A 25,125-nucleotide genomic window follows, 5' to 3' on the forward strand; every position below is an offset into this window, starting at 1 on the left:
ATCCTAACCGCAGGCTGGGTGGACCAAGATGGGCACCCGAATATGCGGCAGCAGCTCCGTGGCAGTAGAACCCAAGAAAACGCGGGCGATGGGGCCTTGCGGGGTGGAGGCCATAAGCATGAGATCGCCCTTTTTCCACTTGAGCGAATCCACTGCGCCGCCCCAGCCGGCACCGGAACCAATTTCAGAGGTGACATCCAGCTCTGGGAATTTCTCCTGGATGCAATCGCGGGCGCGATCCAGCATGGCAAGGGAATCCTCGAGCCACTCCGCCGCCAGCTCGAGCGCCATATCGTGCTTATCCTTCGACGGGGTACTGAGCAAGCCCTTTGCCGAGAAAGCCAGCAGGCGCAGCGGCAGGTTCCAGCGATTGGCAAGCTCGGCTGCGGCGAGCATCTCATGATCTTCGCGCGGGCTGCGTTCAGTAATGGCAAAGTTAAAGCGGGTGACGCCGTGCTTGGATAGCTTTACCTTGCGAGGCACCAAGCCCAATGGTTGAGGAGAATAATGCAGCAAGGTATCGGCCGTAGAGCCGGCGAAGAAACGCCCCTTGGGCGCGGCCTGGTTGGGCCCCAAAATGATGAGGTCTGCCTCGAACTTCTTGGCCATTTCCGTCAGCAGCTGGGGGCGCGAAGGGCCGTCGACCAATAGGGAGGGTTTCTCATCCCAGCAGCTACGCGGCACGCCGGCCTCATCGAGGGCGGCACGGGTAGCGGCGGCACAAGCCTCCTTTTGTTCTTTAAACCATTTTTTATATTTTCCGCCTAGTTTGCTGAGGGAAGTAGTAGTCCACGGCTGGAATACGGTAGAGATGACGCGTACCTGGATATCAGCGGTACGGGAAAGCCACGCGGCACACTCGAGTGCCTCGGTGCCGGAGGAAGCGGGGCTCCAAGAAATAAGGATGCGAAGTGGCTTTTCGGCCGAGCCTTTGCTCAAGGCTGGGAGATGCCCATCGGAAATATCAGTTGCCATACGATATGAACTAGTGAACGATTACGGTTATTTCGCTTCCCTCAATTATCACGTTAAGCCGGAGAAAAATGAAATCACCGCGGGCAAAACTAGCGCTGTTCGCCGTTCATTGTGGGGCGATAGACATCTGCAAGCTTGGAGATGACAGTGGCTACTTCATTCGCGGTATCCAAATCTTCAGGCTCTAGCCACCGCATGATTTCTGCCAAGGCCGAGGCGCGCTGCTGTGAAACGATGGCGAGTTCAGATTCGCCCAATTGCGTCAGCGCTACCAGGACACCGCGGCGGTCTTCCTCATCGCGGTGGCGTTCTACGTAGCCGTGGCGCTCTAGCTGATAGAGCGCGTTAGAGGCGGTGGGCATGCGGATAAGCTCTGCCTGCGCGATGGTGGATACGCGTGATGGACCCCGCATACGCAGCTGGTTCATGATGGATACCTGGGAGGTGGTCAAAGAAGAGCCCTCTGCCGTGCGCTGGAAAATAAGGATGAGCTTATTGAGCGCCGGTTGGATGGAACGCGCGACCTCGACGGCATCCTCGTATGTAGACGGGGATTGAGCGGGGCCCTTCTCCTCATGTTGCTGCGTCATAGAAAACGATTGTATAGCTCGTTTTCTCTGCGCGGTAGTTTGGAAGTTAAAAAGTTAGCTTCCGGCAATAAAATCTTCCAGCTCGGCGCGTGCCACGTCATCGGCCTTTTGCACCGGCGGGGACTTCATCAGGTAGGACGAGGCAGGCAGTACTGGGCCGGCAACCCCGCGGTCGAGGGCAATCTTGGCGGCGCGCACAGCATCAATGATGATGCCGGCAGAGTTAGGTGAGTCCCAGACCTCCAGCTTGTACTCCAAGTTCAGCGGGACTTCGCCGAAGGCAGATCCTTCCAAACGGACATAGGCCCATTTGCGGTCATCGAGCCATTCCACATAATCCGAAGGGCCGATGTGAACATTGCGGTCCTCGCGCTTGCCGGCGATAGGCGAGTTGTGCAGGTTAGAGGTGACGGCCTGCGTTTTGGAAATCTTCTTTGATTCGAGGCGCTCGCGTTCGAGCATATTCTTAAAGTCCATATTGCCGCCCACATTGAGCTGCATGGTGCGCTCCAAGCGCACGCCGCGGTCCTCGAAGAGTTTTGCCATGACGCGGTGCGTAATGGTGGCACCTACCTGGGATTTAATATCATCGCCCACAATGGGCAGCCCGGCGTCTTCAAACTTCTTCGCCCATTCTGGATCAGAGGCAATAAAGACCGGCAGGGCATTGACGAAGGCGCAACCGGCATCGATGGCCGCTTGCGCGTAGAACTTATCCGCATCTTCGGAGCCCACCGGCAGGTAGGAAACTACGACGTCGGCGCCGGATTCGCGAAGGACAGCGGGGACGTCGGCAAGCGGGGCTTCTGATTCCGCAATGGACTCTTGGTAGTAACGGCCCAAGCCATCCAGGGTAGGCCCGCGCTGCACGGTAACGCCCAGGTTCGGGACGTCGGTAATAGAAATGGTGCAATTGCGGGAGCTGCGCGTGGCCTCCGCAAGGTCCTTGCCCACTTTGTCCGCATCCACGTCGAAAGCGGCAACAAATTCCACGTCGCCGACGTGATACGGGCCAAACTGGGTGTGCATCAAACCGGGAATATCTGCATCGGCAGCGGCGTTGCGATAAAACTCCACGCCTTCAATGAGGGACGTGGCGCAATTGCCGACGCCCACGATGGCGACCTTTACCTTCTCGGACAAGGTTTACTCCTTTTATATCCATGAATTGTGGTTGTCAGTGACTGCGCAAGACTAAGCCGAAAATTATGCCCTGCGGTGGCATAACACCATGTGGATCGATCAAGAAGAGGTAATTAGGATGATCCGGGTGAATTCCGTTGCCTATAAGCATGTGCTCTCCCACGAGTGGGAACGCGCCCACCATCTGCGCGAATTTCGCGCTGGGCAGCTCACACGGGAAGAGGTATGCGATGCCGATTTTCTGCTGCGCGCCGCAGCTGAGCACCACGGGCGCACCATGGATAAAGAATGCCCAGTGTGCGGCGAGCCTTTGCGGCTTACCCGCTGGGTCTATGGAGAGAACCTCGGCCGGCGTGCTGGGAGCGCCCGTAGTGATAAAGAAATAGCGGAATTTGTAGCCGAGGGCTTGGAGTTTACGGTGCACGAGGTGGAGGTATGTCGCCAGTGCCGGTGGAACCACTTGTTGCGTTCTGCTACTGCTTTTAACGCGTGTTAGTTTCCGGCGCACCGCCTTAGGCAGTAAGCTGCAATTATTTAGTTTGTGATCAGGGATGAATGAGGACACGAATCAGTGACCGAGAAGGAATCTACCGGCAAGTCCACTAAGGTGGCTCGCCCCAGCAAAAAGCAGGCGAAGAAGAAACGCCGCATCTGGCCGTGGGTCGTTTTGGCGTTCCTACTGGTCTTTGTGGCATTGCCCGCAGGACTTTTTGCCTATGCGTACTCGCAATACACCGTTCCGGAGCCCAAGGACCTGGCCAATAACCAAGTCTCCACCATTTACGCGGGCGATAACCAGACCCAGCTCGCCCGTTTGGTGCCGCCGGAAGGCAACCGTACCCACGTAAACCTGGATGAGATCCCGGACTATGTGCAGGACTCCGTGCTTGCCGCGGAGGACCGCGATTTCTGGGATAACTCCGGCTTCTCCTTCACCGGCCTCGGCCGCGCCGTGGTGGGTAAGGTAACCGGCAACGCTGATGCTGGTGGCGGTTCCACCATTACCCAGCAGTATGTGAAGAACACGCTGGTGGGTAATGAGTACTCCTATGTGCGCAAGATTCGCGAGCTTATCTACTCGGTGAAAATGACCAATGAGTGGGAAAAGAAGGATATTCTCAACGCCTACCTCAACACCGTGTACTTCGGACGCAATGCCTACGGCATTCAGGCCGCATCCAACGCCTACTTTAATAAGGACGCCAAGGACCTCACCCCGGAGGAAGGCGCCATGCTCGCCGGCCTCATCCAGTCCCCGTCCGGACTCGACCCCCGCGTGAACCAAGAGGGCTCCGAGGACCGCTGGAACTACGTCCTAGATGGCCTCGTGGGCATGGGTGACCTCACCCAAGAACAGCGCGATGGGATGACTTTCCCGGAGACCCGCGACCCAACCGAGTACTCGGCTTATACCGAGGCCCCGGGCGCCAACGGTCACATCAAAGATCAGGTCATCCGTGAGCTGGAAGAGGTAGGCATCACCGAAAACGAGGTGTCCACCGGTGGTCTGCGCATTACCACCACCATTGATATGAACGTGCAGAACAACACCATCCAGGCAGTCGATGAGCAGATGGCTCCCCTGCAGGAAGATGCACGTGCGGCTTCCGTCACCATCGACCCAAAGACCGGTGCGGTCCGCGGGTACTTCGGTGGCCACGATTCCAATGGTTGGGATTACGCCAACTCCCCGCTGCAGACCGGTTCGACTTTCAAGATCATGGCCCTAGCAGCTGCCCTGCAGCAGGGAATTAGCCTGGATACTAATTACTCTTCTGCTCCTTATCAGCTGCCGGGATCCGATGTGGTTACCAACGTGGGCGGTGGCTGCGGCGTATGCAACCTGCGCGAGGCTACCAAGCAGTCCCTGAATACCTCCTTCCTGCGCCTGCAGGCGGACCTGAAGAACGGTACGCAGGACACCGCGGATATGGCGCATGCCCTGGGTGTGGCTAAGTCCCTGCCGGGCATTGAGAAGACGCTGACGGAAAAGGGCAAGCAGCCATTCGAGGGCATCGTCCTGGGTCAGTACCAGTCCCGCCCGCTCGATATGGCTACCGCGATGTCCACCCTGGCTAACCAGGGTGTGTGGCATAATCCCCACTTTGTGCAGCGCGTAGAAAACGCCGCCGGCGAAGTGCTGTACGAGCACCCTGAAGATGAAGGCGAGCGCCGCGTATCGTCCAATGTGGCCAATAACGTCCTCGAGGCCATGGAGCCGGTAGCCGCGTGGTCCAATGGCGCCCTTGCGGGCGGCCGCGCTTCTGCCTCTAAGACCGGTACGACCCAGATGGGCGATACCGGAAATAACAAGGATGCCTGGATGGTTGGTGCCACCCCGCAGCTGGCCACTGCCGTGTGGGTAGGTACCGCAGATAACACCTCCGCCATTTTCGATCAGTACGGTGGCATCATGTACGGCGCGGGCGCGCCGACCAAGATTTGGAAGGCCGTGCTGGATAACTCCCTGGCCAACTCCGAATTCCAAAACTTCCCGGCCGCCTATCCACTGGGATTCGGCAATATGGGCGCCGGAACGGCCGCCCCGGCCTATGACCCGAGCTGGGATAGCGGCGCTGGCGATACGCAAAACTACGAGGCTCCAGAGCAGCAGGCTGCGCCGGAAGAAGAGACCAAGCCGGTCCAGCCACAAGAGAAGCCGGAGAGCCCGAAGCCAGCGCCAAGTCCACAGCGTGGCAACCGTGGCAACAATGGCAACAATGGCAACAACAACCAAGCACCGGCCCAGCAAGAGGCTCCGTCCTTAGATGACCTCATTGGTCCGAATAGCGACCTGGCAGACCTTCTAGGGTAGGCGGCAGTGACAGTGAATTCGCACCAGCGCATTCCCGTCTCCTCAGAGCCGTTGGCCCGCGGAGTAATTGAATTCCTCGGCGGGCCAATGGGCCGTTTTGCCGGCGTTCGACCCACTCAATGGTGGACCCCGCTGCGCGCCATCATCGCCGTCGGTTGGGTATTTCTGGCTTGCGGATTCCTCTCCAAAGCCAATTGTGCCGGCGGTACCCGCGGTGATGACGGGGTTATTAGCTTGAATTGGGCAGCAAACCGCCAGTACACCTCTTTCTGCTATAACGACATCATCCCGCTCTACGGCGGCCGTGGCCTCGATGAAGGCGGCTTCCCCTATGCCTATTCTTGGCAGGAGGGCGACCTGACCCGCTATATGGAATACCCGGTCCTCGCGGGCTTATTCCAAGGAATGATGGGGTGGATCGCCCGCAATACCTATTCCCTTGTGGAGTGGGCCGGAATCCCGGAGGCCGGTTGGTACTTCGGCCTCACCGCCCTGGTCATGTCCTGTATCTGGGTCGGCGTGCTTTATATGGTCTACCTGTTGGTAGGCAATCGCACGTGGGACACCATCCTCGTAGCGGCCAGCCCCCTTATCATCATTCACGCCTTTAGCAACTGGGATATCCCCTCCATCGCCTTTGCCGTAGGCGCGCTTCTGGCCGCCGCGCGCAAGCGGCCGGTGGTAGCAGGTGTCCTTATCGGCCTTGGCGCCTCTTTCAAGCTATGGCCGGTCTTCATCTTGGGGGCATTCTTGGTCTTGGCGGTGCGCAACCGCCGTTGGTCGCAATTTTTCCTAGCCTTACTTGGCGCGTCCGTAGCTTGGATTGCGGTCAACGCGCCGGTGGCAATGAAATACCCGGATGCGTGGCGAGAATTTTTCCGCCTCAACCAAGAGCGCGGTGCGGAGTGGACCACCGTCTACTCAGTGCTCAGCCGCAATACCGGCATGAGTTTTAGCCCAGAGTTTCTCAATACCTTCAGCTTGGTGGCTTTTTTGGCTCTTTGCGCAGCAATTGCGGTGCTGGGTCTGCGCAGCGCGCGAACCCCGCGCATGGCAGAGCTGGTCTACCTCATCGTGGCTGCCTTTTTATTGGTCAACAAGGTGTGGTCGCCGCAGTATTCGCTGTGGCTGGTGGTCCCCGCAGCTCTGGCGTTGCCGCGCTGGCGTCTGGTCTTTAGCTGGGCGCTTGTCGACGCCCTGGTATGGCCGCTATTGATGTGGCACATGCTGGGCACGGACAATAAGGGCATTCCGCACGAGCTTCTCGACGTCGCCGTTATTTCCCGCGATGCCCTCATTATCGCCATGGCTGTATTTATCATTCGCCAGATGTGTGGGAAGGTCACGGATAAGGTGCGCGATGCGCATGGTAGCAGTGATCCTTTGGCAGGAGCATTCGCATGATTGTTACCTATATCGGGATGGCCTCCATCTTCTTAGGCTTTCTCTGCGTGATGGGTGCCTTTTGGCTGTTTCATAACCGCGAGGATCGGCGCGGGCCCATCGTTTTAGGGATCTTGGCTATCCTTTTCCTCACCATCATTCCGGCGACAGCCGCTGTGTTTTTCGCCGCAACTACCACCGGTTAGATTTCTTTTCGCCGGTCACTTGCGGTACTGTAGTGGGGTTGCTTGACGCAACGTACCCTCCTGCTGCATCCGCAAAGGTGATGCAGCCGAAAACTACTAGACCATAGGAGGTGATGAGGTCCGTGCGTCACTACGAAGTCATGATCATTCTGGATCCTAATCAGGATGAGCGCACCGTAACCCCGTCCCTGGATAAGTTCCTCGAAATCGTCCGCCAGGATGGCGGCAAGGTTGAGAACCTTGATGTATGGGGCAAGCGTCGTCTTGCATACCCCATCAACAAGAAGGAAGAGGGCATTTATGCCGTCGTCAACTTGGAGTGCGAGCACACTTCGGTTGCCGAGCTCGACCGCCGTCTGAACCTGAACGACACCATCCTGCGTACCAAGGTTCTGCGCACCGACAGCAAGTAACGGATACTGGGATCAAGCACAATCCACGTAACCGATAAGGAGTAAAGACATGGCACAGGGAGATACCAATATCACGGTGGTAGGCAACATCGTTGCTGACCCCGAGCTGCGCTTCACCCCGGCGGGTGCGGCAGTAGCTAACTTCCGCGTCGCCTCCACCCCTCGTCGCTATAACTCGCAGACGAACCAGTGGGAAGACGGCGAAGCTATGTTCCTGACCTGCAACGTATGGCGTCAGGCGGCAGAAAACGTCGCCGAAACCCTGTCTAAGGGCATGCGCGTCATCGTTACCGGACGCTTGAAGCAGCGTTCCTTCCAGACCCGCGAGGGTGAAAACCGCACCGTATTCGAGATTGACGTCGACGAAGTCGGCCCGTCTCTGCGCTACGCCACCGCACAGGTAAACCGCAATCCACGTGAGGGCGGCAATAACTTTAGCGGCGGCCAGCAGCGCTCGAATAACAATAATCAGGGCGGTTTTGGAGGCGCCCAGCAACAGCAGCCGCAGCAGCAGAACCAGGCTCCTTCTGAGGATCCGTGGAACTCCGCGCCACCAGCTGGTGGTTTCGGAGGCGCTGATTCTGAACCTCCGTTCTAAGTCTGTCACCCGCAACTATTCAACTAACTCAATTGAAAGGCAGGGATCATGAAGCTGATCCTCACCGCTGCCGTTGAGAACCTCGGCGCCGCTGGCGAAATTGTTGAGGTTAAGGACGGCTACGGACGTAACTACCTGCTTCCTCGCGGCCTGGCTATCGTGGCTACCCGCGGCGCAGAGAAGCAGATTGAGGGCATCAAGCGCGCCCAGGAAGCTCGCGAGATTCGCGACCTGGATCACGCACGTGAGGTCCGCAACCAGCTCGAGCAGCTGACGGATGTCAAGGTAGAGGTTAAGACCTCCGAATCCGGTAAGCTCTTCGGTTCCGTTAAAGCAGAAGACATTGTCAACGCCGTCTCCAAGGCCGGTGGCCCAAAGCTGGATAAGCGCATTGTTGTGCTTCCAAAGGGCCTGGTCAAGAAGACCGGCAACTACCAGGTCGAGCTGAAGCTGCACGCTGATGTTATCGGCAAGGTGAACTTCTCGGTCGTTGCTGCCTAACTAGGCGCACGACGGTCCATATAGACCCAAAGACAACAGCAACGCTTTAGGCCTCAAGTTCCTGCTATGTGAGGTGGCAGGCTCTTGGGGCCTTTAGCGCGTTTTCACCGGCTTGTGGATAACTGTGGAAATCTGTGGATAACTCTCCAGCTCATTAACTTTGCGTTTACACCTCGGTTGCTTTATTAACCCGCAGGTCAGGGCCCTTATCCACTGTTAATGTGCCACTTTTCACATCTGCGAAAACCCGTCGTGAGCAGGGGATATGATGTGTGCAGGTCATGGAGGTTTTGAGTTATCCACAAGCATATGCAGGGCAATTGCGGCCCGAGTATGCCGCGACCAGCAATTTCCACACCATCCTGTGGATAACTTCCGGCTTTATACCCAGGGGGTAGTGTCCCGGCGCTAGACTAAACTGAAATTCCGTTACGCTCGCTCGAATAGCTACAAGGGGGAAGACATGACCAACGCCAGCTTTGACGATGAACACCTGCCGCCGGAGCCGCCGCCCGAGGAGGAACCGGCCCCACGCCGTCGCTTTCAGCAGGAAGAGCCAAAGCGCTATGGAGAATTCCGCCAGCCCCCCGCAGACCGGGAGGCGGAGCAGGGCGTCCTAGGCGCAATGCTGCTGAGTCCCCATACGGTGATGGAAGTCATTGAGGAACTGGAACCGGAGGACTTTTACTATCCGGCCCATACCCTGATCTACCGCGCCATGCTGGACCTTTATTCTGAGGGTAAAGACGTCGATGCTGTCATTTTGGCCTCTCAGCTGGATCGCTTTAATAACCTCGAACGCGTTGGTGGCGCCCCCTATCTGCACACGCTGCTGGCCACGGTGCCGACGGCGGCAAATGCCCGCTATTACGCAGAGATCGTGGCGGAGAAGGCCGTGTTGCGCAAGCTGGTTGATGCCGGCACCCGCGTAGTACAGCTAGGATTTTCCGGCACCGAGGATGCAGAGATCGAGTCCGTCCTGGACCGCGCCCAGCAGGAAGTCTTCGCCGTCGCCCAGCGCAAAACTGCGGAAGATTACCGAGTCTTGGGTGACCTCATTGACCCCACCATTGATGAGCTGGCAGCACTGCAGCAAGCCGGCGGTGTGGAACTAGGCGTGCCAACTGGTTTTATCGATCTAGATAAGCTGACTAACGGTCTCCACGCGGGCCAGATGGTCATCGTCGCTGCTCGTCCCGGTGTGGGTAAATCGACCCTAGCCATGGATTTCATGCGGTCCTGCTCCTTGCAGCATGGTAAGTCCTCGGTAATCTTCTCCCTCGAGATGTCAGCCTCGGAGATTGTCATGCGCCTGCTCTCGGCGGAATCAGAAGTCAAGCTGGCCGATATGCGCGGCGGCCGTGTCTCCACCGAGGACTGGGCGAAAATTGATGAGACCCTCAACCGAGTGCAAGACGCCCCGCTGTTTATTGATGACTCTCCAAACCTGACGATGATGGAGATTCGTTCCAAGGCTCGCCGCCTAAAGCAGCAGCACGGGCTGGATTTGATCGTCTTGGACTACCTGCAGCTGATGTCTTCGGGTAAAAAGGTTGAGTCCCGCCAGCAAGAGGTTTCCGAATTCTCCCGCCAGCTCAAGCTTTTGGCCAAGGAGCTAGAGGTTCCTCTCATCGCAATTTCGCAGCTGAACCGTGGACCCGAGGCGCGTACTGATAAAAAGCCGCAGCTTGCTGACCTCCGTGAGTCCGGCTCCTTGGAGCAGGACGCCGATATGGTCATGCTGCTGTACCGTCCTGACTCCCAGGATCGCGATAATGAGCGCGCCGGCGAGGCGGATATTATCCTAGCCAAGCACCGTGGCGGTCCAATCGATACCGTGCAGGTGGCACACCAGCTGCACTACTCCAAGTTCGTCAATATGGCCCACGGATAAATTACAGGTCGACCACCGCATTGGGATCGCCCAATCGTGGGCCGAGGATAACCAACACCAGGAAAACCGCAGCTGCGGCAAGCGCTAACCAGCGCCAGACGGGGAAGAAGCGTTCGCCACATAGGCGGGCGAACGCCGCACCGATGAGTGCGCCCACGGTGTTAAATATGAGGTCATCAATATCCGTTCGCCCAAGGGCAAACGCATATTGGCACACCTCCAGCACTAGGCTCAGGCCAAATCCCCACGCCACAGTGGTTTTAATGGAACGGCACAGACTAAACACCAGCATTCCAAACGGGATAAAGAAGGCCGTGTTTCCCGCGTACTCAAATAGCGGACCAAACCAGCTGCCGCCGGAGAATTCATCCAGCGGCACCCAGCGCAGTTCTCGCGCACGCTGATTTTCCGGTTTCCACAAATAGCCGATTTGGTAGAAAGGCTTGAGCGTGGTCAATGCGACCATAACGGCCGTCCACGCGGCGAGGGAGAGCCTACTGAGCAAGCGCTATTCCTTTCTGCTCGGGCAGACTGAAGGCGGCGGCAGCCGCAATGCCAAATGCTGCGGCGAATACAATAAATAACCAGGCCGTCCCACCCGCAGCAAGCAGTGGCGGGACGATTAGTGGGGCCGCAATAGATGCTAGCCTACCGAAGCCTGCTGCCGCTCCCGTACCACGCCCTCGCAATGAAGTGGGATACAGCTCCGGACCGATGGCATAGAGGGCTCCCCAGGCGCCGAGGTTGAAGAAGGAGAGCAGACAACCAGCCAGGATGATCAATGCTTCCGTAGCTGCTGCTCCATATAGGCCGGCTGCTGCTGCCGAGCCGAGCAGGAATACCGCGAGGGTTACCCGCCTGCCCCAGAGCTCGATGAGCCAAGCTGCCACCGCGTAGCCAGGCAGCTGGGCAAGGGTGATAATGAGGGTAAAACTAAAAGACTTCACTAGGGAGAAACCGTCGGCTACTAGCAGAGAGGGAATCCAGATGAAGGCGCCATAGTAGGAGAGGTTTACACAGAACCAAATGGTCCACAACGCTGCGGTCCTCCTTCGTAGCTGCGGACTCCAGATAGACGCTGCGGGGGAAGGTGCGGGGTCTGGGAGGGTATCGTCCACCGGGCGATTTTCCGCCGCGGCTTCGAAACTGGCAACGATAGCTTCGGCCTCATCATGGCGGCCCTTGGATTCAAGGAAACGCACAGATTCAGGTAGACCGCGGCGCACATAGATTGAATACGCGGCTGGCAGCATGCCAAGGGCCAGGGCCCAGCGCCAACCGGATTCAGATGTGCTCACCACGAAAGTGCCGATGATGGCCGCAAGGATCCATCCCAAGGCCCAGAATGCCTCGAGAATGACTACCATCCTTCCGCGGACCCGCCGAGGCGCGAATTCGGATATGAGCGTGGAGGCAACTGGTAGCTCGGCTCCGAGGCCCAACCCAACGATGAATCGGAAGAAGATGAGAACCGTAAGTCCCCCAGCTAGCGCGGATGCCCCTGTTGCCAAGCCGTAGATAAGCAAGGTGAGAGAAAAGACATTGCGGCGGCCGAATTTATCTGCCAGCAATCCGCCAAAGGTTGCACCGAGCGCCATGCCAAGGAAGCCTGCCGAGGCCAACCAGGAGGTCTGGCTGGCACCTAGATCCCAGTGAACGGCAAGGGCGGCCATGATGAAGGAGATTAACCCGACATCCATAGCATCAAGCGCCCATCCAAGGCCGGAACCTAAGAGTAGGCGCTTGTGCTTAGAGGTGACGGGAAGGCGATCGAGACGTTCGGTGCGGCTGAGCATGCGATAATACTATCGCTGAACAGAAAAACCTTTCAGGCGTAGTGAGTTGGTAACCACAAAAACCGAGCTCAGTGCCATCGCGAGGCCGGAAAATAATGGGTTGAGCAGGCCAAGCGCGGCAACAGGAATGAGTATGACGTTATAGGCAAAGGCCCAGAAAAGGTTGCCCTTGATAATTGCTAGCGTGCGGCGCGAGAGCCGAATGGCATCAGCAGCGCAGCGTAGATCGCCGTTCATCAGGGTGATATCAGAGGCTTCAATTGCCACGTCGGTACCCGCGCCCATGGCGAGCCCAAGGTCCGCCTGGGCAAGGGCGGCGGCGTCGTTAATGCCGTCGCCGACCATCGCCACGGTATGCCCGGAGCGTTGCAGTTCCTTGATGCTATCTACCTTGTCTTCTGGGAGGACTTCGGCTCTGACGTGCTCGATTCCTACCTCGGCGGCCACGGCGTGGGCGGCTCCAGCGTTATCACCGGTTAGCAGGTAAGGGGTAAGCCCAAGTTCCTTCATCTGTGCCACTGCGGCGGCAGAGCTGGGCTTGATGGTATCGCGGACCTCAATGATTCCGGCAGGTTGGCCGTCCACGGAGACAACCACCGGCGTGGCACCAGAGTCTTGTGCCTCGCGGAATGGTGCTTTTAAGTCCCCCAAGGGGCCTTGCGGCTTGCCGACGCCCACTCGGACCCCCTCTACAGTTCCTTCCACGCCGCCTGGAACTACTGCGAATTCGGTAGCCGGTTCCACGCTGCATTCCTGGGCAATGGCACGGGCGATGGGGTGTTCGGAATTGTGCTCGACGGCCGCGGCCAGCTCGAGCACGTCACCGTGGACGGCGGTAACGGACATCTCTCCAGCCGTGACCGTGCCGGTTTTATCCATCACAATGGTGTCGATTTGGCGCGTAGACTCCAAGATTTCCGGGCCCTTAATGACAAGCCCGAGCTGTGCCCCGCGGCCGGTGCCGACGAGGATAGCGGTGGGCGTCGCCAAGCCCATGGCGCATGGGCAGGCCACAATGAGAACGGATACGGCGGCGATAAAGGCCGGGGCTATCCCGCCGAAGAAGAGGTGAACAATCAGCGTAAGCGCAGCTACCGCAATCACCACAGGGACGAAGACCTGCGCGATGCGGTCCACGAGGCGCTGCACTGGTGCCTTGGAGGTTTGGGCATCTGTGACGAGCTGGGCCATCTGGGCCAGTACCGTATCCTCGCCCACCTTGGTGGCTCGCACCTCAATGCGGCCCGAAGCGTTGATGGTTGCACCAGTGACCGCATCGCCGGTACTCACCTCAACGGGTACTGGCTCGCCGGTAATCATGGACGTATCGACGGCCGAGTTGCCCGCCTTCACGATGCCATCGGTGGCGATCTTTTCGCCTGGGCGGACTACGAAGACATCGCCTACCTGCAGCTGTGCAATAGGGATGCGCCGCTCGCCCTGTGCGGTAAGTACCGAGGCTTCCTTAGCTCCTAAGGAGAGCAGCTCCCGCAGCGCCTCCGAAGACTGGCCTTTGGCCCGCGCCTCGAACCAGCGGCCGAGCAGCAGGAACGTAATGACCATGCCTACGGATTCAAAATAGATGTGGTCCATTTGTGCCGCGTTTGCATCCAGCGACATGTGCATCTTCATGCCCGGTTCGCCCGCGTTGCCGACAAACAGCGCCCACAGCGACCAGAAGTAGGCCGCCGAAGTTCCCATGGTGATGAGCGTGTCCATGGTGAAAGAACCGTGCTTAAGGTTCGTCCACGTGGCGGTGTGGAAAGGTGCGCCACCAAAGATGTAGACGATGGTAGCGATGATGGCGCAGGCCCACTGCCAATTGGGAAATTGCAGGGCCGGCGACATCGATACCACCATGAGCGGCAGCGATAAAGCTCCGGCGACAATGGTGCGGCGCAGCAACGCGTCGCCATCATCCTTCTTAGGCTGGGGATCCTCTGCCTTCGTCTCGGCCATGTCGAAAGCGCCGTAACCTGCGCCCTCAACCACCGAGATGAGCTCCTGCGGGCTAACCGTCTGGGAGTCATACTCGATGGCCGCTGCCTCGGTGGCAAAGTTGACGCTGGCGCTTACCCCGTCAAGCTTGTTGAGTTTGCGCTCGACGCGGGAGGAGCAGGAAGTGCACGTCATGCCCGTGACGCCAAGGTCCAAGTGGGACATGGCGGTGCCTACTTCAACGTGTAGCCGGCCTCAGTTACAGCGGCCGCTACCTGTTCATCGGTGAAATCGGTGCCACTAACCGTAACCGCGCCGGTGGTGTGGTCTGCAGTGACTTCGCTAACGCCGGAGATTTCGCCGACTTCTTCCTTTACTGACATTTCGCAATGTCCGCAGGTCATGCCCTCTACGGTGTAGTTCTTGGTGCTCATAATGATCCTTCCTTTGGGTTGATTTCTGTACCGATTTTATACCCCCTAGGGGTATGTGACAAGGATGATTCAGGTACGTTGGGGGAATAAAGCGATACGTAAAGGAGTTAGATCAAGCATGGCTACTATCGATGTCACCGAAGAAAACTTTGAAGAAACCGTTACCGGCGAAGGCATTACGCTCGTAGACGCTTGGGCCGATTGGTGCGGACCGTGCAAGCGCTTTGCGCCGGTTTTTGAAAAGGCCTCCGAAGAGCACACGGATGCTACCTTTGCCAAGCTGGATACCGAGGCTAACCAGGGCCTTGCATCCGCACTGGAGATTCAGTCCATTCCAACGCTGATGATTTTCCGCGATGGCATCTTGGTATTCCGTGAGGCTGGCGCGCTGCCCCCTGCAGCATTGGAAGACCTACTCAAGCAGGTTAAGGAACTCGACATGGCAGAGGTCCGCCGCCAGGTAGAAGAGCAAAATGCGCAGGGCTAATACCTACTAGCTTCCTCGGCGCTTTCTGGTGAGTATCGCTAAACTCGCTAGAAAGCGTCTTTTTTATTTCCAAAGGAGAAGATAATGGCTAACCCTTTCAGCAAAGGTTGGAAGTACATGATGAGTTCCTTCGATCAGAAGATTGATGAGAACGCTGATCCGAAGGTGCAGATCCAGCAGGCTGTTCAGGCAGCCAAGGAGCAGCACCAGCAGATTTCTGAGCACGCCGCAGAAATCATCGGCCATAAGTCTCAGCTGGAAATGCAGATGGACCGCCTGGTGAAGTCCCAGCAGGACTACCAATCTCAAACCCAGCGTGCATTGGAACTGGCAGATGCGGCGGAGGATCCGCAAAAGGCTGCCGAATATAACCAGGCTGCGGAAGTTGTTGCTTCTCAGCTGGTTGCAGTGGAGCAGGAACTGGAAGACGTCAAGCAGCAGTACGCTGCCGCAGAGCAAGCTGCCGCGCAGGCCAAGAGCCAGCAGCAGCAGTCTGAGGCGCGCTTGAAGGAGCAGCTAGCCCAGGTTAGCCAGCTGGAGGCCCAAGCGGATCAAGCAGCGATGCAAGAAAAGAACGCTCAGGCCATTGAATCCATGAATCAGCTAAACCCGGATGATTCCGTGCCTACTCTTGATTCTGTGCGCGCCAAGATTGAAAAGCGCTACGCCGATGCCCTGGGCGCGCAAGAATTGCAGCATGCTACCGGCGGTGATCGCATTAGTGAGATTAAAGCGGCCGGCAATGACATGAAGGCGACTGCGCGCCTTGATGCCATCCGGGCGGATATTAAGAAGAAGAAAGAGCTCGAGTCCGGCGATTAATTCTGCCGGCGAACGTTAATTAAAACCCCACGAATCCCCGAGTGGAAACCATCGCGCAGGTTCACGCGCTGAGTTTCGGTCAGGGTGTATTCGTGCAGGGTTTCGCAGGCAAATTGCAGTAATGGGCGGTCGATCTCCGGGGGAAGCCCGCCGCCCGAAAGCAGGTGTGCCTGGTCGCGCTGCTCGGTGCTAGCAGCGTTATCGAACCACCACGAGGCGTATTGCTGGCCCACGTCAAAGGGGGACTGGAATCCAGCCGAGCTCCACACTTCTTCTGGCAGCGGAACATATTTAGAGCGCAGTTTGCGGCGAGGAGCCATCATGGATGGCTTTGGTGCTGGTTTTTCCGCGGGAGAGTCCTCCTCGGCGGGGGAATCCTCTGCAGCATCCACCTTGGGCGGAGCCGGCTTGGGCGTTGGGGCCGGGGTGGGCTTTTCGGTAGCACCGAAGGCTGCTTCCACCTCCGAAGGCTCGCCGCATTCGTCCGGCTCCGGCATTTCCTCGCTGTCCTTGTGCGCGTTTTCGCGCACCACTGGCGGAAGCGGGCCTTCCAATACCTGCAATTCCATAGCATCGGCGAAGTCCTCGCGCGGGTCCAAAATGGTGGTGGAATCGCACGCATGGCGCAGGGCGGAGGACATGGAGTCCCAGCCAAATCCATAAAGATGCACGCGGATGCCATTGTCCACGGCTGCCTGGGCACCGGGAATCATGTCTGCATCGCCGCTGACGAGAACAAAATCAGTGAATTGACCCTTCATGGCGGCGATGACCATATCCGCCACCAACCGGGTATCCACGGCCTTTTGGGTGCGGCGCTCACCCCACTCGATGAGCTGGCCAGTGCGTAGTTGTACGCCTTCGCAGGTGCGCAACGCCCGTTGGTAGCGGTGCGGGCCGGTATCGGGAATGCCGTCATACCAGTATTGGCGTTGGATCGGGGTTCCCAGTTGGTTCTCGATCATCCCGCCCATCGTGCTGACCACCTCGGGTAGATCGATTTCTAGTTGCGCGCGAGCTCCGGTGTCCCATGAGTTATAAAAGCTTGCGAGCAAGTATGAGGTATCGACAAAGACAAGTGTGCGTTCAAGCATGGCTCCTAAGTTCCGTTCTAATTGTTCTAAATAAAATTCTTTGTGGTTTCCAGTGTGCCCCATTAGTCACAAAACGTCGATAACCTTGGACAAAATCCCAGCGCAGTAGGGGCAAAAAAGTTTTCTCTACGGAAGTATTGCAGCGGTGGACTGTTGCCGATATGGTTGGTTACACAAGTAGCTAACCAACGAACCGAGGGTTAATGGATAATTCCACCCAACCACTCTTCCGCCAGATTGCTTCCTTGGTGGAAGACGCCATTGTGGACGGAACCCTGGGCGAGGGGGACCGGGCTCCGTCCACTAATGAGCTTGCTGACTTCCACAACATCAACCCGGCCACCGCTCGCAAGGGGATAAGCCTCCTAGTGGATATTGGTGTGCTGGATAAGCGTCGCGGCATCGGCATGTTTGTCGCAGACGGTGCCCTGGCGAAGATCCGCGAGCGCCGCAGGGCCGATTTTGCGGCGGAATACATGGCCCCGCTTGTGGATGAAGCTGTGCGGCTGGGGTACCACCGCGCCCAACTCCATGACCTATTTGATCGCGTTGCAGAAAGCCGAGGAATGTACTCATGATTAAGACACGAGATTTCACCTTTGCCGATGGCCTGACGCACGGCCTAGTTGGCCCCAACGGCATAGGCAAAACCACGCTCCTGCGCAAGATCGCCGGCCAAATCCAATCAGGCGGGATAACGGTCTTCGGGGAGAACCCTTTTGATAATCAATCGGTTCTCAACCGAGTCATTTTGATGGGGATTGATAACCCGCTACCGGATTCCTGGGGCATCGGAAAGCTGGGCGTCATAGGAAAGGCACGGTGGCCGCGATGGGACGATGAGCGGTTTAATGAGCTGCTGGTTCGCTTTGATGTTCCGGCCAAGGCTTATTCTTCCCTTTCCCGCGGGCAAAAGTCTGCGGTGGGCTTCATCTTCGCCGTTGCATCTGGCTGCGAAGTCATGCTTCTCGACGAACCCTATCTCGGCCTCGATGCACAGCGCCGGGAGCTCTTTTATCAGGTGCTGCGAGAGGAACACGGCCGCACCATGGTCATTTCCACCCATCACCTCAATGAGGTGGCGGGCCTTCTCGATACCGTTTCTCTCATGGGAGATAATCCAATTTCCGGTCCAATCGATGACTTCATCGAGGGGATTCTGGAGCTCACTGGTCCATCCGAGTCTCTCACCGCAGCGGCCGAGGAGCTGGGCCTTCCTGAGCTGACTAGGACAACCACGTCCTTAGGGGATCGCGTGCTTATCGACGCCCGCTCCGCTTCGACCGATCCCATTTTTCGCATTGCCCAGGCCAACGGCCTGCGTGTCAATGAGGTCTCTTTAGAGCGTGCGGTGCTGGCATTAGAGGAGAGAGCATGAAACTACTGTGGTACCTAGGCGATTGGTGGCTCTGGACCTTTTTCCTGTTCGCATTATTGGTCATGCCAGTCATGGCAGAGGGAACATGGAGCGTGCTCCCCGTAATCGCTTCCTTGGGGCTCGTGCTCTCCCTGCAGCCTGACTTTCAGAAATATCAACTAGTGGGCTTGGGATCGAAAATCTGGAACGAACATCGTCGCATTCTCGTCGCGCTACTCGCACTAGCGGCAGCCGTGGGCGCTCTCACTGTGCAGCTGTGGTGGGCATTGCCTGTTTATGCAGTCGCGACGCTATGGGCCATGTATCGCAGCGCCACTCCGAAACGCTCCGGGTACACCACTGTTGGCGTGCAACCTTCGAGCGGATTTGGTTGGTTCCCCCGCACCTTGGCCGGGCAAACGATCTATCGCCCGCAGGCCAAAGCTTGGTGTGGGGCGTGTTTGGCGCAGATGATTGGCTTAGTTCTCTACCAGTATGAGGACGCGGCTTCAGTGCTCGAATTCCTCGGCATCTTCATCTGGGTACTGACTGTTGTGCTGCTCGGGGCGGTCTTGGGCAGCTTAAGAAAATCCCTCCGCGAATACACGGTTATGGGAGGAAGTCGTAGAGATTGGGCCCTGCATACTGCAGTGCTCGGCCTGATACCTGTCCTCGCAGCCATCAGTATCAGCGCAGCACTGACGAATGACAGTGAACTCGTTACGGCCATCGCATTGCTTAGTGCGACCTGTGCCCCGGTTTTGGTCACGCTGGAATTTCTGGGAAAGAAGAACTGGTACCTATTCATCCTCTATGCGGTCCTCATAGCCGGAATAGTCGTCATTTACGTCCAGACCCCCATCCCCGCAATTGCCAAGTTCTTCTTGGCGGTGGCCTTCTATGCAGTATGGGCATTGACCCTCCCCAGCTACATTCGCCGAGCGAATGTTCACGGCGGCGGAATGAGTCGTTGGATGGGCGTATCTTAAAGCTCCCAAAATAGTAATTGTCCTGGGGATTTGTGTTTGTTTGAGTCGCTGTGTAACTTAATACGAGTCAGCGCGACCGACAGCGCCCCACAGGAACAAGAAAGTTCCTGGCTGAAGCGGCGATAGGAAAACAGGCCCTGACAAAATAAATTTTTCGCTCACGACGAGCTACACACGCAAGTGTGTCGTTGTTGTGTGGTGGTGATGTTTGAGAACTCAATAGTGTGCCAATGTACTTTTTATTTTTTGTGTGCATGGTTGTGTGTTGATTGGTTTGTCTGCCAGCAGGCTTAGTGGTTTGTTGGTTGGTGTGTGCCGGTTGGGTATGTGGAACACGTACCTTTTTGAATGCTGTTTGGTGTTTCGGCTGCATTGAGATGGATTGGTTGGCATGTGATTGTGTTTACCTTTTTTGGTTTCCTCTTTTTGACCCCGTCGGGTTGAGGGGACTGTTTATTTTTTCTTTGTAGTAATTTTTTGGACGCCAGCATGAGCTGCATTTTGTGTGGTTTGTGGTGGTTTGTTCTTTTGTTGGGTTTCGGGCTTTTCACGGCCTGTTTCGGATTTGTTCTGAAATTTTTTTGTGGAGAGTTTGATCCTGGCTCAGGACGAACGCTGGCGGCGTGCTTAACACATGCAAGTCGAACGGAAAGGCCCTGCTTGCAGGGTACTCGAGTGGCGAACGGGTGAGTAACACGTGGGTGATCTGCCCTGCACTTCGGGATAAGCCTGGGAAACTGGGTCTAATACCGGATAGGAGCCATTTTTAGTGTGATGGTTGGAAAGTTTTTTCGGTGTAGGATGAGCTCGCGGCCTATCAGCTTGTTGGTGGGGTAATGGCCTACCAAGGCGGCGACGGGTAGCCGGCCTGAGAGGGTGGACGGCCACATTGGGACTGAGATACGGCCCAGACTCCTACGGGAGGCAGCAGTGGGGAATATTGCACAATGGGCGCAAGCCTGATGCAGCGACGCCGCGTGGGGGATGACGGCCTTCGGGTTGTAAACTCCTTTCGCTAGGGACGAAGCTTTTTGTGACGGTACCTAGATAAGAAGCACCGGCTAACTACGTGCCAGCAGCCGCGGTAATACGTAGGGTGCGAGCGTTGTCCGGAATTACTGGGCGTAAAGGGCTCGTAGGTGGTTTGTCGCGTCGTCTGTGAAATTCCGGGGCTTAACTCCGGGCGTGCAGGCGATACGGGCATAACTTGAGTACTGTAGGGGTAACTGGAATTCCTGGTGTAGCGGTGAAATGCGCAGATATCAGGAGGAACACCGATGGCGAAGGCAGGTTACTGGGCAGTTACTGACGCTGAGGAGCGAAAGCATGGGTAGCGAACAGGATTAGATACCCTGGTAGTCCATGCCGTAAACGGTGGGCGCTAGGTGTGAGGGTCTTTTCACGACTTTCGTGCCGTAGCTAACGCATTAAGCGCCCCGCCTGGGGAGTACGGCCGCAAGGCTAAAACTCAAAGGAATTGACGGGGGCCCGCACAAGCGGCGGAGCATGTGGATTAATTCGATGCAACGCGAAGAACCTTACCTGGGCTTGACATACACCGGATCGGGCTAGAGATAGTCTTTCCCTTTGTGGCTGGTGTACAGGTGGTGCATGGTTGTCGTCAGCTCGTGTCGTGAGATGTTGGGTTAAGTCCCGCAACGAGCGCAACCCTTGTCTTATGTTGCCAGCATTTGGTTGGGGACTCATGAGAGACTGCCGGGGTCAACTCGGAGGAAGGTGGGGATGACGTCAAATCATCATGCCCCTTATGTCCAGGGCTTCACACATGCTACAATGGTCGGTACAACGCGCAGCGACACTGTGAGGTGGAGCGAATCGCTGAAAGCCGGCCTTAGTTCGGATTGGGGTCTGCAACTCGACCCCATGAAGTCGGAGTCGCTAGTAATCGCAGATCAGCAACGCTGCGGTGAATACGTTCCCGGGCCTTGTACACACCGCCCGTCACGTCATGAAAGTTGGTAACACCCGAAGCCGGTGGCCCAAACTTGTTAGGGAGCCGTCGAAGGTGGGATCGGCGATTGGGACGAAGTCGTAACAAGGTACCCGTACCGGAAGGTGCGGGTGGATCACCTCCTTTCTAAGGAGCTTTATTATTCGGGCACAGTTGTGCCTTGTCCTGCCACTTTGTGGTGGGTGTTGGTTGAGTGTGCGAGTGTCATGCTGCCAACGTTATTTGTTTGAAAATTTCCGGGTGGAAGATACACCTTTAAGACAAAGACCGAGTGTTTGAATGGCGCTTTGTGACACACAGTGTCGTGCACAGTTTGAAAAAAGTATTTGTTTGTATGTTGGTGCATTGTTGGGTGTCTGGGGCATTATCCCCTTTTTTTGGTGCCTGACCATATGACTGGTGGACACAGTGTGTGTGCTGGTTGATGGTTGGGGTGTTGTGTGAGAACTGTATAGTGGACGCGAGCATTAAACACGTATGACGTGCTGCGCTTTGTGTGTGGTGTGTTGTGTGTGTTTGTGTGATTTCTTTTTTGTGTTTATTTTGTCAAGTTCACTTGTGTGGCCGCCCGCGCTTTTTGTGTGTGGTGGTTTGTGTGTTCGTTATTAAGGGCGCATGGTGGATGCCTTGGCATGCTGAGCCGATGAAGGACGTGAAAGGCTGCGTTAAGCCTCGGGGAGTTGTCAATTAAGCGTTGATCCGAGGATGTCCGAATGGGGAAACCTGGCCCTGGTTATGTGGGGTTACCCTTCAGTGAATTCATAGCTGTTGTGGGGGTTTACGCGGGGAAGTGAAACATCTCAGTACCCGTAGGAGAAGAAAATAATAATGATTCTGCTAGTAGTGGCGAACGAACGTGGATGAGGCTAAACCGTGTGCATGTGATACCTGGTAGGGGTTGTGTGTGCGGTGTTGTGGGCCCTGATGTGCGGTGACTACCATCATCGTGCTTGCGCATTGTTGTTAGGTGAAGTGGTTTGGAATGGCCTGCCGGAGTAGGTGAGAGTCCTGTAGCTGAAGATGATGATGTGTGGGTTGTTGGGTTGCCCGAGTAGCAGCGGGCTCGTGGAATCTGCTGTGAATCTGCCGGGACCACCCGGTAAGCCTAAATACTCAGTGTGACCGATAGTGTATGAGTACCGTGAGGGAATGGTGAAAAGTACCCCGGGAGGGGAGTGAAATAGTTCCTGAAACCATGTGCTTACAATCCGTCAGAGCACCGTGTGTGTGATGGCGTGCCTTTTGAAGAATGAGCCTGCGAGTCAGCGGCATGTCGCGAGGTTAACCCGTGTGGGGTAGCCGTAGGGAAACCGAATCCTAATGGGGTGTCAAGTGGCATGTCCTGGACCCGAAGCGGGGTGATCTACCCATGGCCAGTGTGAAGCAGCTGTAAGAGGTTGTGGAGGCGCGAACCCACGTAGGTTGAAAACTGCGGGGATGAGCTGTGGGTAGGGGTGAAAGGCCAATCAAACTCCGTGATAGCTGGTTCTCCCCGAAATGCATTTAGGTGCAGCGTCGTATTATAGCTTGGTGGAGGTAGAGCGACTGGTTGGTTGAGCGGGACTACAATCTTAGCAATGTCAGCCAAACTCCGAATGCCACTAATTGTGTTGTACGGCAGTGAGACTGTGGGGGATAAGCTTCATAGTCGAGAGGGAAACAGCCCAGATCGCCGGTTAAGGCCCCTAAGGGTGTACTAAGTGGAAAAGGATGTGGGATCGCGAAGACAGCCAGGAGGTTGGCTTAGAAGCAGCCATCCTTGAAAGAGTGCGTAATAGCTCACTGGTCGAGTGGTTCTGCGCCGACAATGTAGTGGGGCTCAAGTACACCGCCGAAGCCGCGGCAACAATTTTTTTGTTGGGTAGGGGAGCGTCGTGCATGGGTTGAAGCGTTACCGTAAGGAGGCGTGGACTGTGTGCGAGTGAGAATGCAGGCATGAGTAACGAATTGATAGGTGAGAATCCTATCCGCCGGATGACTAAGGGTTCCTGGGTCAAGTTCGTCTTCCCAGGGTGAGTCGGGACCTAAGGCGAGGCCGACAGGCGTAGTCGATGGATAACCAGTTGATATTCTGGTACCCGTACATGCGCGCCCATGATAAAGCACTGATACTAACCACCGCGGATGCATTGCTGGTCTTCTTTGAAGTCTGGTGGTGTTGATGTCGTGGGGCCTGATGTGTGGTTCAAGTGATGGGGTGACGCAGTGAGGTAGCCACGCCACTTATTGGATTGGTGGTGTAAGCGTGCAGACCGTGTGGTAGGTAAATCCGCCGCACATTTTGGTTGAGGCGTGATGCGTAGACCCATTGGGGTTGATGGTGGTGATCCTGTACTGTCGAGAAAAGCCTCTAGCGATGTGTGTGTATGGCCCGTACCCTAAACCGACACAGGTGGTCAGGTTGAAAATACTAAGGCGTTCGGGTGAACTGTGGTTAAGGAATTCGGCAAAATGCCCCCGTAACTTCGGGAGAAGGGGGGCCCTACGATGTGAGCATCCTTGCGGTGTTAAGCGTTGTGGGGTCGCAGAGAATAGAGGGAAGCGACTGTTTATCAAAAACACAGGTCCATGCGAAGACGTTAAGTTGATGTATATGGACTGACGCCTGCCCGGTGCTGGAAGGTTAAGAGGACCGGTTAGTCAACTTTGTTGGCGAAGCTGAGAATTTAAGCCCCAGTAAACGGCGGTGGTAACTATAACCATCCTAAGGTAGCGAAATTCCTTGTCGGGTAAGTTCCGACCTGCACGAATGGCGTAACGACTTCTCTGCTGTCTCAACCACAGGCCCGGTGAAATTGCACTACGAGTAAAGATGCTCGTTACGCGCGGCAGGACGAAAAGACCCCGGGACCTTCACTATAGCTTGGTATTGGTGTTTGGTTCGGTTTGTGTAGGATAGGTGGGAGACTTGGAAGCTATCACGCTAGTGGTGGTGGAGTCGTTGTTGAAATACCACTCTGATCGGATTGAGCATCTAACCTTGGCCCATGATCTGGGTTGGGGACAGTGCCTGGTGGGTAGTTTAACTGGGGCGGTTGCCTCCCAAAATGTAACGGAGGCGCCCAAAGGTTCCCTCAGCCTGGTTGGCAATCAGGTGGTGAGTGTAAGTGCACAAGGGAGCTTGACTGTGAGACAGACATGTCGAGCAGGGACGAAAGTCGGGACTAGTGATCCGGCACCTACTTGTGGATGTGGTGTCGCTCAACGGATAAAAGGTACCCCGGGGATAACAGGCTGATCTTCCCCAAGAGTCCATATCGACGGGATGGTTTGGCACCTCGATGTCGGCTCGTCGCATCCTGGGGCTGGAGTAGGTCCCAAGGGTTGGGCTGTTCGCCCATTAAAGCGGCACGCGAGCTGGGTTCAGAACGTCGTGAGACAGTTCGGTCTCTATCCGCCGCGCGCGTTGAAACTTGAAGAAAGCTGTCCCTAGTACGAGAGGACCGGGACGGACGTACCTCTAGTGTGCCAGTTATCCCGCCAGGGGTATCGCTGGTTGGCTACGTACGGAAGGGATAACCGCTGAAAGCATCTAAGCGGGAAGCCTGTTTTAAGATGAGGTTTCGTTAAGGTCCCCTAAAGACGATAGGGTAGATAGGCCAGACCTGGACGCACTGTAAGGTGTGAAGGCTACTGGTACTAATTGACCACAACAAACACCAACACACACTATGTGTGCTGGCAAAAAGCAACAAAACAAGAAACAACAAATTTGTCA

The 25,125-nt window shown here is 56.5% G+C and carries 21 protein-coding genes and 2 rRNA genes; 15 read left to right on the plus strand and 8 right to left on the minus strand.

Annotated features, from left to right (window positions below):
• Nucleotides 1–3: 3 nt before the first annotated feature.
• From I6I12_RS01415 to I6I12_RS01425, 3 genes are all read right to left on the minus strand, one after another.
• A complete protein-coding gene (locus tag I6I12_RS01415; RefSeq protein ID WP_023020141.1) occupies nt 4–975 on the minus strand; it encodes a universal stress protein in 972 nt (323 codons plus the stop codon).
• An 89-nt stretch (nt 976–1,064) separates the two neighbouring features.
• Complete coding sequence (locus I6I12_RS01420; protein ID WP_023020140.1) at nt 1,065–1,565, minus strand: MarR family winged helix-turn-helix transcriptional regulator; 501 nt, start codon at nt 1,563–1,565, stop codon at nt 1,065–1,067.
• A gap of 54 nt (nt 1,566–1,619) precedes the next feature.
• A complete protein-coding gene (locus tag I6I12_RS01425) occupies nt 1,620–2,708 on the minus strand; it encodes an inositol-3-phosphate synthase (RefSeq protein WP_023020139.1) in 1,089 nt (362 codons plus the stop codon).
• Between the two features lie 118 nt (nt 2,709–2,826).
• Between I6I12_RS01425 and I6I12_RS01430 the strand changes: the two genes are divergently transcribed.
• The 8 genes from I6I12_RS01430 to dnaB all read left to right on the plus strand — a co-directional run bounded on the left by I6I12_RS01430 (nt 2,827) and on the right by dnaB (nt 10,518).
• The gene (locus tag I6I12_RS01430; protein WP_034655603.1) at nt 2,827–3,204 is read left to right on the plus strand and encodes a DUF5318 family protein; all 378 of its coding nucleotides are present in this window, start codon (nt 2,827–2,829) and stop codon (nt 3,202–3,204) included.
• A 75-nt stretch (nt 3,205–3,279) separates the two neighbouring features.
• A complete protein-coding gene (locus tag I6I12_RS01435; RefSeq protein WP_023020137.1) occupies nt 3,280–5,523 on the plus strand; it encodes a transglycosylase domain-containing protein in 2,244 nt (747 codons plus the stop codon).
• Between the two features lie 6 nt (nt 5,524–5,529).
• Entirely contained in the window at nt 5,530–6,927 is a 1,398-nt protein-coding gene (locus I6I12_RS01440; RefSeq protein WP_200288520.1) for a glycosyltransferase family 87 protein, read from the plus strand.
• A complete protein-coding gene (locus tag I6I12_RS01445) occupies nt 6,924–7,112 on the plus strand; it encodes a hypothetical protein (protein WP_023020135.1) in 189 nt (62 codons plus the stop codon). The genes I6I12_RS01440 and I6I12_RS01445 overlap by 4 nt, the downstream gene beginning before the upstream one ends.
• A gap of 122 nt (nt 7,113–7,234) precedes the next feature.
• Nucleotides 7,235–7,525, plus strand: a complete 291-nt coding sequence (gene rpsF, locus I6I12_RS01450; RefSeq protein WP_023020134.1) for a 30S ribosomal protein S6 — start codon at nt 7,235–7,237, stop codon at nt 7,523–7,525.
• Nucleotides 7,526–7,574: 49 nt separating this feature from the next.
• Nucleotides 7,575–8,123: a single-stranded DNA-binding protein gene (locus I6I12_RS01455; RefSeq protein WP_200288521.1), complete on the plus strand. Its 549-nt coding sequence runs from the start codon at nt 7,575–7,577 to the stop codon at nt 8,121–8,123.
• A 48-nt stretch (nt 8,124–8,171) separates the two neighbouring features.
• Nucleotides 8,172–8,624: a 50S ribosomal protein L9 gene (rplI, locus tag I6I12_RS01460; RefSeq protein WP_023020132.1), complete on the plus strand. Its 453-nt coding sequence runs from the start codon at nt 8,172–8,174 to the stop codon at nt 8,622–8,624.
• A 463-nt stretch (nt 8,625–9,087) separates the two neighbouring features.
• Nucleotides 9,088–10,518, plus strand: a complete 1,431-nt coding sequence (gene dnaB / locus I6I12_RS01465; RefSeq protein ID WP_023020131.1) for a replicative DNA helicase — start codon at nt 9,088–9,090, stop codon at nt 10,516–10,518.
• A 1-nt stretch (nt 10,519) separates the two neighbouring features.
• On the opposite strand, the gene I6I12_RS01470 is transcribed toward dnaB, so the two are convergent.
• From I6I12_RS01470 to I6I12_RS01485, 4 genes are read right to left on the minus strand one after another with little or no spacing between them, the layout of a single operon-like run.
• Nucleotides 10,520–11,023 (minus strand): VanZ family protein, encoded by a 504-nt coding sequence (locus I6I12_RS01470; RefSeq protein ID WP_408910188.1) that lies wholly within the window; start codon nt 11,021–11,023, stop codon nt 10,520–10,522.
• Nucleotides 11,013–12,314: an MFS transporter gene (locus tag I6I12_RS01475; RefSeq protein WP_200288522.1), complete on the minus strand. Its 1,302-nt coding sequence runs from the start codon at nt 12,312–12,314 to the stop codon at nt 11,013–11,015. The genes I6I12_RS01470 and I6I12_RS01475 overlap by 11 nt, the downstream gene beginning before the upstream one ends.
• A gap of 9 nt (nt 12,315–12,323) precedes the next feature.
• Entirely contained in the window at nt 12,324–14,477 is a 2,154-nt protein-coding gene (locus I6I12_RS01480) for a heavy metal translocating P-type ATPase (protein WP_200288523.1), read from the minus strand.
• An 8-nt stretch (nt 14,478–14,485) separates the two neighbouring features.
• Entirely contained in the window at nt 14,486–14,686 is a 201-nt protein-coding gene (locus I6I12_RS01485; protein WP_023020127.1) for a heavy-metal-associated domain-containing protein, read from the minus strand.
• Between the two features lie 118 nt (nt 14,687–14,804).
• On the opposite strand from I6I12_RS01485, the gene trxA reads away from it, so the two are divergent.
• Both trxA and I6I12_RS01495 read left to right on the plus strand, forming a co-directional pair.
• Nucleotides 14,805–15,173, plus strand: coding sequence for a thioredoxin (gene trxA, locus I6I12_RS01490; RefSeq protein ID WP_005325956.1), 369 nt, complete (start codon nt 14,805–14,807; stop codon nt 15,171–15,173).
• Between the two features lie 84 nt (nt 15,174–15,257).
• The gene (locus I6I12_RS01495; protein ID WP_086588336.1) at nt 15,258–15,995 is read left to right on the plus strand and encodes a PspA/IM30 family protein; all 738 of its coding nucleotides are present in this window, start codon (nt 15,258–15,260) and stop codon (nt 15,993–15,995) included.
• Here I6I12_RS01495 and I6I12_RS01500 read toward each other — a convergent pair.
• Complete coding sequence (locus tag I6I12_RS01500; protein ID WP_023020125.1) at nt 15,992–17,089, minus strand: NYN domain-containing protein; 1,098 nt, start codon at nt 17,087–17,089, stop codon at nt 15,992–15,994. The genes I6I12_RS01495 and I6I12_RS01500 overlap by 4 nt on opposite strands.
• A gap of 203 nt (nt 17,090–17,292) precedes the next feature.
• Here I6I12_RS01500 and I6I12_RS01505 point away from each other — a divergent pair, with 203 nt between their 5' ends.
• The 5 genes from I6I12_RS01505 to I6I12_RS01525 all read left to right on the plus strand — a co-directional run bounded on the left by I6I12_RS01505 (nt 17,293) and on the right by I6I12_RS01525 (nt 25,069).
• Nucleotides 17,293–17,667 (plus strand): GntR family transcriptional regulator, encoded by a 375-nt coding sequence (locus tag I6I12_RS01505; RefSeq protein ID WP_023020124.1) that lies wholly within the window; start codon nt 17,293–17,295, stop codon nt 17,665–17,667.
• Nucleotides 17,664–18,467, plus strand: coding sequence for an AAA family ATPase (locus I6I12_RS01510; protein ID WP_023020123.1), 804 nt, complete (start codon nt 17,664–17,666; stop codon nt 18,465–18,467). Before I6I12_RS01505 ends, I6I12_RS01510 begins: the two co-directional genes overlap by 4 nt.
• Complete coding sequence (locus tag I6I12_RS01515; RefSeq protein ID WP_023020122.1) at nt 18,464–19,435, plus strand: hypothetical protein; 972 nt, start codon at nt 18,464–18,466, stop codon at nt 19,433–19,435. Before I6I12_RS01510 ends, I6I12_RS01515 begins: the two co-directional genes overlap by 4 nt.
• 580 nt (nt 19,436–20,015) lie before the next feature.
• Nucleotides 20,016–21,533, plus strand: a 16S ribosomal RNA gene (locus I6I12_RS01520).
• 469 nt (nt 21,534–22,002) lie between these two features.
• Nucleotides 22,003–25,069, plus strand: a 23S ribosomal RNA gene (locus I6I12_RS01525).
• Together the 16S and 23S rRNA genes form the textbook arrangement of a ribosomal RNA operon.
• Nucleotides 25,070–25,125 lie beyond the last annotated feature (56 nt).

The organism is Corynebacterium kefirresidentii, assembly GCF_016599755.1.
GTDB lineage: Bacteria > Actinomycetota > Actinomycetes > Mycobacteriales > Mycobacteriaceae > Corynebacterium > Corynebacterium kefirresidentii.

Bases quoted from the DNA above. Each gene is read 5' to 3' on its own strand.
- I6I12_RS01455 (WP_200288521.1), top strand. From the start codon at position 7,575: ATGGCACAGGGAGATACCAATATCACGGTGGTAGGCAACATCGTTGCT.
- trxA (WP_005325956.1), top strand. From the start codon at position 14,805: ATGGCTACTATCGATGTCACCGAAGAAAACTTTGAAGAAACCGTTACC.
- I6I12_RS01515 (WP_023020122.1), top strand. From the start codon at position 18,464: ATGAAACTACTGTGGTACCTAGGCGATTGGTGGCTCTGGACCTTTTTC.
- I6I12_RS01415 (WP_023020141.1), bottom strand. From the start codon at position 975: ATGGCAACTGATATTTCCGATGGGCATCTCCCAGCCTTGAGCAAAGGC.
- I6I12_RS01495 (WP_086588336.1), top strand. From the start codon at position 15,258: ATGGCTAACCCTTTCAGCAAAGGTTGGAAGTACATGATGAGTTCCTTC.
- I6I12_RS01480 (WP_200288523.1), bottom strand. From the start codon at position 14,477: ATGTCCCACTTGGACCTTGGCGTCACGGGCATGACGTGCACTTCCTGC.
- dnaB (WP_023020131.1), top strand. From the start codon at position 9,088: ATGACCAACGCCAGCTTTGACGATGAACACCTGCCGCCGGAGCCGCCG.
- I6I12_RS01420 (WP_023020140.1), bottom strand. From the start codon at position 1,565: ATGACGCAGCAACATGAGGAGAAGGGCCCCGCTCAATCCCCGTCTACA.
- I6I12_RS01445 (WP_023020135.1), top strand. From the start codon at position 6,924: ATGATTGTTACCTATATCGGGATGGCCTCCATCTTCTTAGGCTTTCTC.
- I6I12_RS01500 (WP_023020125.1), bottom strand. From the start codon at position 17,089: ATGCTTGAACGCACACTTGTCTTTGTCGATACCTCATACTTGCTCGCA.
- I6I12_RS01430 (WP_034655603.1), top strand. From the start codon at position 2,827: ATGATCCGGGTGAATTCCGTTGCCTATAAGCATGTGCTCTCCCACGAG.
- I6I12_RS01475 (WP_200288522.1), bottom strand. From the start codon at position 12,314: ATGCTCAGCCGCACCGAACGTCTCGATCGCCTTCCCGTCACCTCTAAG.
- I6I12_RS01510 (WP_023020123.1), top strand. From the start codon at position 17,664: ATGATTAAGACACGAGATTTCACCTTTGCCGATGGCCTGACGCACGGC.
- I6I12_RS01505 (WP_023020124.1), top strand. From the start codon at position 17,293: ATGGATAATTCCACCCAACCACTCTTCCGCCAGATTGCTTCCTTGGTG.
- rplI (WP_023020132.1), top strand. From the start codon at position 8,172: ATGAAGCTGATCCTCACCGCTGCCGTTGAGAACCTCGGCGCCGCTGGC.
- I6I12_RS01485 (WP_023020127.1), bottom strand. From the start codon at position 14,686: ATGAGCACCAAGAACTACACCGTAGAGGGCATGACCTGCGGACATTGC.